The sequence below is a fragment of the Xenorhabdus sp. PB30.3 genome (assembly GCF_963895965.1).
Taxonomy (GTDB): Bacteria; Pseudomonadota; Gammaproteobacteria; order Enterobacterales; family Enterobacteriaceae; genus Xenorhabdus; species Xenorhabdus stockiae.
This window is the reverse complement of record NZ_CAWQMW010000015.1, coordinates 1-11296: the sequence shown is the minus strand read 5'-3', so window position 1 is coordinate 11296 and position 11296 is coordinate 1. Positions and strand designations below refer to the sequence as shown.

The following is an 11296-nucleotide window of genomic DNA, read 5'->3' as shown; positions in this document are numbered from 1 at the left end:
ACTGTTTTAACGGGATTGATTGCTTACAGCCTTAAAGAGAAGAAGCCATCACTGAAAATTTTCTACTCAGAAGAAGATATTTCAGCAATGGCTTAAACAGAATTAGGGTTAATTAATAAATTTAATGCCATTTCGCTCATAGGTTTATTTGCATCATTCCTACCCTGAAAAACATATTTCCCTTGTCCTGTAATGGGCTGTAGCTGTTCTAAAATATCAATAGCCTGATTTGATAATGGAACAATATGAGGGCGACGCATTTTCATTTTTGCAGTGGGTATTTCCCACTGGGATTTTTGGAAATCAATTTCTGACCATTCAGCCTTACGTAATTCACCGGGACGGGCACCAATTATCATTTGTAATCGCATCCCCATTTTTACGATGAAACTACCAGTATAGGCATTTAAGGATTTATAGAACTCAGGGATCTCATCAACAGTTAAAAATGAATAATGTTCTTTTTTATGTGGAGCAAAAGCAGACACTAAATCTGGGGCGGGATTATATTCAGCTCTCCCTGTTACTATTGCATATCGCCATACCTCACCACACCGCTGATGCACTTTTCTGAGCTTTTCAGTCGCTTTCCGCTCGTTCATTCGTGATAAAACAGCCATAAGTTCCATTGGCTTAATCTCAGCAATAGGTTTATTGCCTATATATGGGAAAACGTCTTTTTCAAATGTTTCCATCATTTCTTTAGCATAAGAAGCTGACCACCTGTCTACGCGTTTTTCGTACCATTCACGAGTTATATTTTCAAAGGTGTTTTCTATTTGGTTTGCTGCGGATATCTTTTCAATTTTTCTTACTTCACTAGGGTTAATTCCGTTAGCCACCAGCTTTCTTGCCTCATCGCGTTTGGTTCTGGCTTCGGTGAGTGTTACTACCGGATAAACACCTAATGAGATCATTTTGGTTTTACCCGCAAATTGATAACGATATCGCCAGCCTTTGGAACCATTGGTATCAACCAATAAAGATAGCCCATTGCCGTCTGCCAGTGTATAGGCTTTTTCTTTTGGTTTGGCTCGTTTGATTGCCAAATCTGTCAGCTTCATAAATCACCAATCTTGTATAGAACAATTGTAGAGGGAAACTCTATACAAAAAACTATACAACAAATTGTAGAGATTTAGAAAGACACTACTAGACTTCGATAGATGAGGAATTTAGCAATTTGATTAATTTTACTGTGGTTAATGGATTTGAGTAGACTATAAGAGATGTTCATTTGGCGCCCCCTGCAGGAATAGTAAATAAGTTTAACAAAATGAATAATAATGATTTATTTTTAATACCATGTTTATATGCCCCTTTTTTTGCCCCTTGGTTATTTTGCATAACTAATTTAGTTAACTTTATAATTTTAATATTTTTTATTTACTTTGTAAGACTTTATTAGACTTATAAAATAAAAAAGCCATGAGTTTTAAAAATAGTTAAATCTGACTACTACTTTTTAGCCTCAAGGCTTAGCATTAAGTTTCATTTGTTTTACGAATTAGTTCACAAAATTAGTAACAATTATTCTACTGGTGCATTATGAACCTTACGCTCAATAAGCTGACCGTACATATCAAAGTACCAACTAGGCCAGATTTCAGAGGGATATATTTCGAGATAGTTAGCGATGATCCGCTCTCCTTTAGATCAATGTCGCCTAACTGATTGAATAGAAGTAAATTCAACTTCTTGAATGATTTTTTATATATCTATCCCAAATTTTTGGACTCTTAGTTTATTGATCTCGCTTTCTGCTGCGATTTTCTTTAAGGCTTCAACGGCTTTGTTAGTTATCTCCTTTTGTTGTTCACTAGCATTTGAGGGTAGATCAAAATTTAAGCATTTAAATACAAATGAACGCATGCGATCACCTTTTTCAGATTTAAATAAATTGTAATAATCATCAACGGATGTGTTAACAAGAATTACTTCATCATCAGGATTCCAACCATTAGTATTAGCAATTCGTGCTAATACTTGCCCAGCACTTTCTATTATAACTGACCTATTATAACATTCGTTAAATTTATCAATTATTTCTCTGTCTTTAATATCACCAGAAACATTAGCCTCTCTTAAATTGAATAAACCAACTTCATCTTTTCTATTTTCAATGTATATGTCAATTATTTCGGAAGCTTTATTATTTTCACCAAGTTCTCTAAACAAGGTTACTGTTCCATTTAAATTCATAGGAGTGATATGTTTGCAATTATTTTTTAAACTATCATACAGTCGACTAATCACTTCATTGGTATTATTATCAAATGAGTCATGATAGAGTTCCCAAGCACTTGAAAAAGAATTTTCAGCTTTAGCTGCTATAATTTTTTTATTTTCAAAATCAATTTTTTCTTTTAATTCAGACTCAATGAAAAACCCTGTTTTGACAGCTTTTGCAAGAGTAATGTCTAAATCACTAGTTAGCCGATAATTGTATCTGGTTAAAATAGTTATCCATTTTTTTTCTTCTTCACTAATTTCTTTTTTATTGGAAATAAATAATTCATATCCTATGTTAATAATGAAGTCTAAAGGAGGAATATCACTATTAGAATTTGAACAGTAATAACTCCATGAGTAAAGTACAATAGAATGTAAAATTTTATCTTCTGTATCCGTTTCACAACCTTTCATGATAGGCAAAGATAGCTTTACTAACCGCTCAATTTTCTTCAATATTCTTATATTTCTGATCCCTAGATTAATTGTCAATTCTTTCAATTTTGAATGATAATCAACCTCGTTAGAATAAGCTATTTGAGCGCATTCCTCAGCACTTGGAGAAAAAGATAGCTCAACATCAACAACTTTTTCAAGATATCTTCTATAGTCTTCAAGACCTTCTTCTTTATCATTTAAAAGTAAAATAATCTTGCATTTTTTTTGTTCTTTTAATGACGAAACTAGCCCAAGAATATCTCTAATGTCAAGTTTATTACCTTTCCTCTCAAGATCATCGATACATATAATGGTTTGGCTTAAGGATAAAAAAGAAATTTCTTGAACTGTAGGAATAAATAATTTTATAATAGGTAAATCTTTCAAAAATTTAATATGCCTCTTTACAAAGGATTTTGTGCGACTAACTGTATTATCCTTGAATATATTAATGCTAGTTTCTGCACCAATAAGTTTACGCTCTACAACATTTTCAGCGATAGAATGTTTAAGTGATTCCAAGGAATTAATCCCAAATAAAGAAACATAGGAATATTTATTGAGTTTAATTCCATTTCTACCTTTAGCATCTGCCAGAAATTTTTTCCAACTAAAAGTTTTTCCTACACCCCAATCACCTTTAATTACCATTACTTCAGGTGTATCTGATGATAAGAAATGAGAAATCTGGTTTTCAATCACCTCTATAGACATTTATACTCCCCAAAAATATATATAAATCAATTTAACTTATTGAAGAAAAAGGCCACTTACGTGACCATTCTTAAATTTAAAACATCAGAAAATTATTTAAAAGAATATCTGAGATATCATTCTTACTGCTGTGACACTTTAATTCACTTTCACTTTCACTTTAATTTGTTATTTAGAAACCACATTAATTACAGATGAAATTATTCCACTAAGAGTAATTACTTTTATTTCTAATCTTACGCTCAATAAGTTGACCACTCTGATCAAAATACCGACTAGGCCAAATCTCAGAAGGATGCATTTCGAGATAGTTAGCAATAATCCACTCACCTTTAGGCCACGGGCGACTGAGAGTATTTGCCAGTGTAGATGAACTGAGTCCCGCTTCACGGGAGACAGCCGCTAAGGTTGTACCACGCTTGCGTAGTGCAGCAATAATATCCGCTTGATGCCAATCATTTTTAACGTTATTCATTTCTGCTACCCCTTCCATTAATTAATATTGATGGTGGCGATTCAGACAGGGTTCGCGGACCGGCGCTTACTCCGGCGAGGCCGAAGCCTCCCCCGCCTGAACCACCATAGAAAAGGTGATAGCAGGCACACTGGTAAAGATTCTTACCAGTGTATAAGCGCACAAGGCCGCGACGCCTTGACCATCGGTATTTGCCAATGGCGAGGCTACTTTAACTGATTGGTTTATCTGCTTCAATAAGCGAATCAGTAAAAGTGCTTACCTTTTTACGTTATATTCCATTAAATGTGTTAAGGCGCTTCTGCTGTTCTTCGCTCAAAGTAAACGAAAAATCTTCATGCTCTACTTGCCATGTACCAAAACTCATCAAAAACGCAATAGCCGGATCTATCTTATTGGCGGATTTCTTTTTATTCGGTTTGATATTGGCGGTGGCGTCTGTTTCCATCACGACATTAGCAATAGCCCACGCAAGCACCGGATCGCCGTTGTGACGAATAACTTTGCGGTTAACAAATACCTCAGCCGATTTCGCTACCGGGCTAAAACGCATGTAGGTTTGCGGGAAGGGTTCAACATCCAGCCCTGCGCCCTGTAGCTGAGTTCTTAAGTGTGTGGCGTTCCATGTATCAAAGCCCACCAGCTTGATATCAAAGTGCTGGCTGTCTTTAAGGATATCATCACGAATACGATCATAATCAATACAATCGCCTGTCGTGGTACGTATCCAGCCCATTTGTACCCATTGACGGTAGATTGCCCGATTCTTATTGGCAGGATTCTGTAACTGGGCTTCGGGTAAGTAATGGCGGGTCAGTAATAACAGTTCGTTATCCACGGGGAACGTGTAACAGATACTGGTGATATCGCCTGTGGAGGATAAATCTAATCCGGCGTAACACTCCAGTCCTTTCAGGTCGTTTTCATCATAGTCGAGTTGGCAGGCTTTCCATGCCCCTTCGCCCATCCACGGCGTTTCACCCTGACACCAGATATTAAAGCGTTTGGTTAGCATCTCTGTCCATTGTGAGGGAATGCCCCGGGCTTTCTGGAGAGTGTCATGCAAAGCGGCACTGTCCACGGAAATATCCAGGTTAGGATTGGCCTTTATCCAAAGTGATTCATCATCAATCTCTTTCTCGTCGTCCAGCTCGTAAATCAGGGCGAACAGTGATGCATTTTGCTCTTCGCCATCCAATATCTGACAGCAATAATCATAGTGCTGCTTACAGGCGGAGATTACATTACTGCCTGCCGTGGTAATGGCAAACAGAATACCTTCGGGACGTGCCCCCATACCCAGCTCAAGGGCAGAGTAGACTGCGTTATCTGGGTGTAAATGATACTCATCGACAATTGCCAGACTGGGGTTAGTGCCTTCAATTGTAGCGGCTTTGGCTGCCAGTGGTTTTAACAGACTGTTGCTCTTAGCATAAGTGACTTTGTGCTGCTGAATAGCTACCCGTTTCTTGAGTGGTTTGGATAGCAGGCACATCTGGCGGGCATCATCAAACACAATACGCGCCTGATCCCGACTCACGGCAGCGGTGTAAATATCTTGCTGGCCTGACTCCATCACCAGAAACCAGTTCGCCAGTATCGCGGCCACGGTGGATTTAGCATTTTTGCGTGGCACCTGAATATAAGCACTGCGGTATTTCCGCCGTCCGGTTGCTTTCACTTTGAAGCCGAACAGGTTGGCAAAGGCGAACTGCTGCCACGGCTCCAGCATGATGGGTTTACCGCGCAAATGGCCTTTGACGTGCGGACAGTAGCGGGAAAAGGCAATAAATCGTGCCACCATCTCCGAATCAAACAGATAAAGCGGGTTATTCAGATCGTTGAGATAGCGTTTCACCGCCTGTTTTACCCGTTTACAGGCCGGAATTGTGCTATTTTCGATATCAAAAGCGTATTGTTCCCATGCGTTCATAGTCGGTCTAGCTCGTCCTCTTCCTCCGTTTCCACCGGATTTTTGCGCCTTGATACCGGATCAAAACCCAGTAATGCAGACATTTTTATCATGATTTTTTCAGCGTCGGCTTTGGCACTCAATGACGGGTTACGGCTTTCACTGCCCTGACTATTCACAATGCTAAAGCCTCTGATATCAAGGTCTGCCACCGCCTTTCGGTAAATGGCGTAGTTGACGCAGTACAGTTCTAAATTGTTCCAGTCGGCGGTGTTCAAATCTTCCCGCTCGTTTAAGATTTTGCTTTTGGCCTTCCATTGACTGGCGGCAATCTCATTTAAATAAGTGGGTGGTTTAGGTGCTCTTGCCATAATTTTCGCTGTTCCTTGTGATTTATTTTCAAAAAAATTGCCGGGCATAAAAATTGAAGGAGGGGGCGGTTCCGTTCAGAGGGGCATTTGTCATTTTTTATACCCCCCCCCCCCCGTTATTTCAGTTTGTTATTATTCCAAAGCTAACCAATCGTGCTGCTTTTGCTTCCTGCTCCCGATAAGCACCTTGTTTGCGCTTGGCTTTGGTGAGTGGGTCTGTCTGTACCGTCTTACGGTTGTGGCAAGCATGGCATAGTGCTTGATGATTGGATGCAGGCCAGAACAGCACATCCGCTTCACCCTGTATCGGGATGATATGATCCACAATGGTTGCAGGCATGTAGCAGTTCAGCTTGAGGCAATGCAAACATAAGGGATGCGTTTTGAGATACATCAATCTGTATCTGCTCCATCGGTTACTGTAGCCACGTTCGGTACGTGTACCACGCTGCCTGTTCTGTTCCCGCCGATGTTCCTCACAGCGACCAGACTTTACCCGTTGTTTACAACTCGGATAGCTACAACGTCTTAACGGTTGCCACGGCATCAGTAGATCCCCACATCACGATAGACAGACCACAGTGATTTGATGGTAAAAGGCACTTCTTTCAGTTCAACATCTGTCACCATTTCCCGATTTTCATACAACAAGCCGATATAGAGCAGGCAACCAACTTTAATCGCTGGCGTGAAAACCAATCCTTTATCAAAGCGTTTACCGATATGTTGCTGGCAGACTTCCAACGCAGCGGCGGCATAGCCCGTTAATAAGCTATCATCAAGGGTGTAAGCTTCCTCCAGTCGGCAATGCTGTTTGATTTCACTCAGGGGAATTTCAATCCGGCTCATCGGAATATGCCTCCCTTGCAAAGCAGCTCTAGGCGGGTGTATTTCGCATCGGGGATGACCGCCATAATGCTAAAAGCTGTGCCCGTCGTGTTCGCTCCGTGAAAGGTAATGCTGTTCGCAGTGGTCACATCAGCACGATAACGCAGCCAGATACGCACGGTGGCTTCGGAGAACACGGCGCCGGATGCCACCAGCTCTCGTCCACTAATCGCTTTCACTTCTGCCCAGACCGTGGCTAAATCTACCCAGTTGTTGAGTACTTCACCAAATTTACCCCGACTGGCTTCATTTTTTCGGATTGTCACCCGATGCCGTAATCTGCCTGCTCTCATTCGTTACTCTCCTTGTCTTGTTTGATTTCCACGGTTTGTTTCCATGCCTGACTGAATTCATCGCCACCGGCACGGGGCGATAAGCCTTCCCGTTCACGGGCTTCATTCGGGCACATCACACCGGATTTAATCGCTGTCTCGTAGCTCTGGAAACGTTCTTTCGGATTGGCGCGAAGTAGATCAGCTGTGTCGAATTCGACTTGGTAGCGAATGCCTTTTGTTGGTGAATTCATCAGCAAGGCGGATTTGATTTGCTGCTCAAAATTGGCAAGCCACGGGCGCATGGTGATTGTCAGAAAAGCACGGGAGGCCTCACTAAAGTTGCTGTAGGTACTGTTCGAATACTCTTGCAGAAAGATAGGACTGACATTGAACATCCGGGCGATATCTTCAATAGTGAAACGACGGGAGGCCAACCACTCCGCATCCTGGTTACTCATGCCTAATTGCTGGTATTCCATCCCACCCTCAAGAATAGGCGTTTTCCCTGCATTGCGAGCGCCTTTATAACGTTCGAGGGCTTCCAACGCCTTATTACCCTTGATGCCATCCAGCCAGTCAGCGGCTTTAATCACACCCGCTGCCATCATGCCCTCTTTCATAATGCTGGCCCCGTGGCGCTGTTGCGCCAACCCCAAACCCAGTGTTTCACGGCAAATCGTGACTGGTGAGCGACCAAGAAAGCCATCTTCCGTGGCATAGCGCAAATGCAACACCTCTTCCTGTAGGTAGGTTCTGACCTTGCCGCTATAGGGTTCGGTGATGGTATAGGCGAACCGGTGATCGGATAACCGTTGCGGTACAACCGCTGACGGTGGGTAAGAGTGCAAGGATTGTGGCTGACCATCACGCCCCCAGACTATGACCGCATAGGCATTACCATTTAACAGACAATGGCGCATCAGTGTTCGCTTAAACTGAAACGGGGTCTGACAATCGTTAGGGCATTCATTGAGTAAATAATCTACAGGGTGATCGCTCAACCATTCGCGGGATTCTTTGCCGTGCTGGTGCTGCACCCGATAGAGATAACAGGGCATGGTGGCAACGGCTTCACTAATCACTGTGACGGCGTTCATCACGGCAGGTAAACCCTCGGCGGTCGAGGGGGAAACATGCTCGCCGGATTTGGTATTAGACATACCCGCCAGAGAAAGAAACTCATCAATGCTGATACTACGAGTCTCAGAGGCTTTTCGCTTAAAAGGCCACATAATCACACCTCAGACAATTGCAGCCAGTAATGGCGCAAATCCGCATTGCAGGGATTTACTGCATTCAGGGAGCGTTTGGCAATCTCAACACCGCTTTCAGGGTAGGCGGGTAAACTGGTGACAGTAATTTCCCGTAATTCAGCCTCTAAGACGGTTCTGACATACGGTGTTTGGCTGGTATCCCACTGATCTTTAATGGCACGAAAACCAAAGGACATTCCCTGAATATCACCACGCTCAACCAGTGTCAGCACATCACGCCCTAATTGCGTATCAGGCGGGGTGAGTTCGAAACGTAATCCGGTGGCATCTTCGCTAAGTTGCAATGTTCCAGATGTGGTACGGCCTAACAGGTTCATATGATCATGTTCATACAGTGCCCTGATATCAGCACTTGCCGCTAGACTGGCGCTAAAGGCATTCGGGGCGAACTGTTCGATAAATTCATCCCACAAGATATGTGATCGGCTGTTCCACTTAATCACATAGCCTGTCAGTTTCTTATCACTGGCAGAAAGGGAAGCAGTGCGGATTTCAAAATCATTTTTCATTGGTAGATTCCAGATTACAAAGGGGCGCAGTGCCCCTTACCGTTAACCCGCTTTAGTGCCTTTGATTTCCAGCACCTTGATTGCGTTGGAATCCACCAGCCCGCCGCCCAGATATTTATCGGTATGTACCTTATAAAATCCCGGTTCGGTGATATTGTCAGGACGGGTACGAATGCCCGTTTGATGGTCAACGATGAAGTAACCGCGGTTGAAGTCGCCCAGACTAATGATGTCATCCGGCATAAATTCGAGATAATGGACAGGTAAGCCCAGCAACATATCAGGATCACCCGCTTGCAGACGTTCGCGCCAGATGTAATCGCCATTGCCGTTTTTCAGTTTTTGCACGTTGGCGGCGGTCGTGGAGTTCATCACCCACACTGCATTTTTACGATATTTGTTCCTGAGCAGAAATTTCAGGTCAATTAGGCTATCGGCCTCAAGGCTGGTAACTTCCAGCTTTTGCAGCGTACCGAATGCACGTACCTTGTCAGCTTTGTTATCACGGGGATAAGACAGAAAGCCTTTCGCTTTTTTGCTACCGTCACCGCTAACCAGATCTGTTTCTTCGGTGTCAACAAAGGTGTCAGCGATTTCTGAGGTTAACCAGCCTAACATATCGACATCGCTAAAATCGATGATTTCTTGGGTAGTTTTGGGGTAGGCATAGATAGGAAACAGCTTGATGCTGACTTCTTCCATCTTTGGTGTCGCCGTCTCACTACGCGCCTTGCCTTCTTCCCCATGAGCAACCGCTGCGCCACCGACCGAAACAAGTTGTTTATATTCGTTGCTGCGTGTGGTTTTAATCGTACAGATTCGACGCATAACGGATTCATCAGCTAATTGCTGCATGATCTGTTTGTTCAGCTCAGGGATAACGGTATAGCCGCCGTCTGCGGGGATGCTTGTAGACAGAGAGCGGGCTTCGCCAGTCAGGATATAGTGGCGTAGTTCGTCATTATTGAGTTTATTATTGGTCGGCTGGTTTTTGGCTTGGCTACGTTCTTCATCAGACAATGCTTCATAACGAGCAATTTCAGTATTCAGAGAATCAGATTGGTTTCGCAGCTCGTCGAACTGTTTAGCTTCATCGGCATTGAGTGAGCGTTTTTCATTTTCGGCTTTGGTCAGCAGCGAACGCATTTGATGGGTTAAATCGGCTTTTTGTTGGCGTAATTCGAGTAGTTTTTTCATGGTGTTTTTTATATCCAGTTTTTCAGTAAAAGATATTTAACAACATGAAAAATAATAAAAAAGCCCTCACCAGATGAAGGCTAAGCATATGAAAACATGAATACAAAAAAATTACATTATTTTACTTAATGGGCTTGATTATACTCTTTAATTAGCTCCTTGACTTTTTTATAAGTAAAATAATTTGGATTTTCTGAACTGAAAAAAGCCGAAAACACTACCAGTAATATAAAGCAAGAAAAGTAATACACCGTTAACTTCATACTACCCTCACCACCTACAATGTTTAAAGAAGCAGCTAGAGATAATGCTCCCAAAAAACTTGATACTAAGAATAATATAGTTTGAATTATTGTCATTACCCATGTTTTTACTAAATAAAAAAAGCCAATTTCTTTTTCTAACCTCGAATTTTTTACTGGAAATAAAGAATAAACTTTTTTATATGATTCCATTGAAATATTTTTATTTTTATGAAATAAAATTAATTTCGCCCAAACATTTTGAACATCAACACTAAGATTACACTTTAAATAGAATGAATTTAAAGTTCTAATTTCTTCATTTTTTGCCAATGCTCTTATATCTTCTGATATTTTATCATTTCTTGATATCCTTCGAAGAGATTTTATTTTTGTCAGTAACTTTTTCTCTGGATTAAAAATAACGAATGTTTTATACAATAAAGTATTATGTATATTTACAATAGTTAAAATAAATAGTAAGTAAATAAAAACAAATAATAAAAACCCCATCCGTCCATGACTAGATATTAGCTCCATAATTTTGGCAAAATCCATCATAAATCCTCATTATTAATCTGTGAATTATTCTTAAGCATTTAACACCTGACCAACTTTATAAAACATCCTCTCAATTTAATTTTCATCCAAAAGTAAAACACCGAATACATCATTATAGGATAAATCTCCTAACTATACGTAAATAAATATACATCTATGTAGATTTTCACGGGATAACGGGATAACGGGATATTTAGCTATATTCATT

Annotated in this window: 11 protein-coding genes and 3 pseudogenes; 1 reads left to right on the top strand and 13 read right to left on the bottom strand. The window is 41.2% G+C overall.

Features of this window, described 5'->3' with window-relative positions; translation table 11 throughout:
• Window positions 1-96 (top strand): annotated as a pseudogene (locus AACX38_RS02065) (IS982 family transposase); the annotation flags it as partial.
• A gap of 14 nt (window positions 97-110) precedes the next feature.
• Here AACX38_RS02065 and AACX38_RS02060 read toward each other — a convergent pair.
• The 13 genes and pseudogenes from AACX38_RS02060 to AACX38_RS02000 all read right to left on the bottom strand — a co-directional run.
• A pseudogene (locus AACX38_RS02060) lies at window positions 111-1064 on the bottom strand (tyrosine-type recombinase/integrase); the annotation flags it as partial.
• Window positions 1065-1530: 466 nt separating this feature from the next.
• Window positions 1531-1653: pseudogene (locus AACX38_RS02055) on the bottom strand (helix-turn-helix domain-containing protein); the annotation flags it as partial.
• 57 nt (window positions 1654-1710) lie between these two features.
• Window positions 1711-3384: a P-loop NTPase fold protein gene (locus AACX38_RS02050; protein WP_228865617.1), complete on the bottom strand. Its 1674-nt coding sequence runs from the start codon at window positions 3382-3384 to the stop codon at window positions 1711-1713.
• Between the two features lie 208 nt (window positions 3385-3592).
• Window positions 3593-3859, bottom strand: coding sequence for a helix-turn-helix domain-containing protein (locus AACX38_RS02045; RefSeq protein WP_228865616.1), 267 nt, complete (start codon window positions 3857-3859; stop codon window positions 3593-3595).
• A gap of 271 nt (window positions 3860-4130) precedes the next feature.
• Window positions 4131-5792, bottom strand: coding sequence for a terminase large subunit (locus AACX38_RS02040; protein ID WP_228865615.1), 1662 nt, complete (start codon window positions 5790-5792; stop codon window positions 4131-4133).
• The gene (locus AACX38_RS02035; RefSeq protein ID WP_228865614.1) at window positions 5789-6142 is read right to left on the bottom strand and encodes a phage terminase small subunit P27 family; all 354 of its coding nucleotides are present in this window, start codon (window positions 6140-6142) and stop codon (window positions 5789-5791) included. The genes AACX38_RS02040 and AACX38_RS02035 overlap by 4 nt, the downstream gene beginning before the upstream one ends.
• Before the next feature lie 121 nt (window positions 6143-6263).
• Window positions 6264-6689 carry an HNH endonuclease gene (locus AACX38_RS02030; protein WP_228865613.1) on the bottom strand — a complete coding sequence of 142 codons (426 nt, stop codon included), beginning with the start codon at window positions 6687-6689 and terminating at the stop codon, window positions 6264-6266.
• Window positions 6689-6991, bottom strand: coding sequence for a head-tail connector protein (locus AACX38_RS02025; protein WP_228865612.1), 303 nt, complete (start codon window positions 6989-6991; stop codon window positions 6689-6691). The genes AACX38_RS02030 and AACX38_RS02025 overlap by 1 nt, the downstream gene beginning before the upstream one ends.
• Window positions 6988-7323 (bottom strand): phage head closure protein, encoded by a 336-nt coding sequence (locus AACX38_RS02020; protein ID WP_099115757.1) that lies wholly within the window; start codon window positions 7321-7323, stop codon window positions 6988-6990. The genes AACX38_RS02025 and AACX38_RS02020 overlap by 4 nt, the downstream gene beginning before the upstream one ends.
• Window positions 7320-8537, bottom strand: a complete 1218-nt coding sequence (locus AACX38_RS02015; RefSeq protein WP_228865611.1) for a phage portal protein — start codon at window positions 8535-8537, stop codon at window positions 7320-7322. The genes AACX38_RS02020 and AACX38_RS02015 overlap by 4 nt, the downstream gene beginning before the upstream one ends.
• Before the next feature lie 2 nt (window positions 8538-8539).
• The gene (locus AACX38_RS02010; protein ID WP_228865610.1) at window positions 8540-9088 is read right to left on the bottom strand and encodes an HK97 family phage prohead protease; all 549 of its coding nucleotides are present in this window, start codon (window positions 9086-9088) and stop codon (window positions 8540-8542) included.
• Between the two features lie 42 nt (window positions 9089-9130).
• Window positions 9131-10285, bottom strand: coding sequence for a phage major capsid protein (locus AACX38_RS02005; protein ID WP_228865609.1), 1155 nt, complete (start codon window positions 10283-10285; stop codon window positions 9131-9133).
• Window positions 10286-10410: 125 nt separating this feature from the next.
• Complete coding sequence (locus AACX38_RS02000) at window positions 10411-11088, bottom strand: hypothetical protein (RefSeq protein WP_228865608.1); 678 nt, start codon at window positions 11086-11088, stop codon at window positions 10411-10413.
• Window positions 11089-11296: the final 208 nt, after the last annotated feature.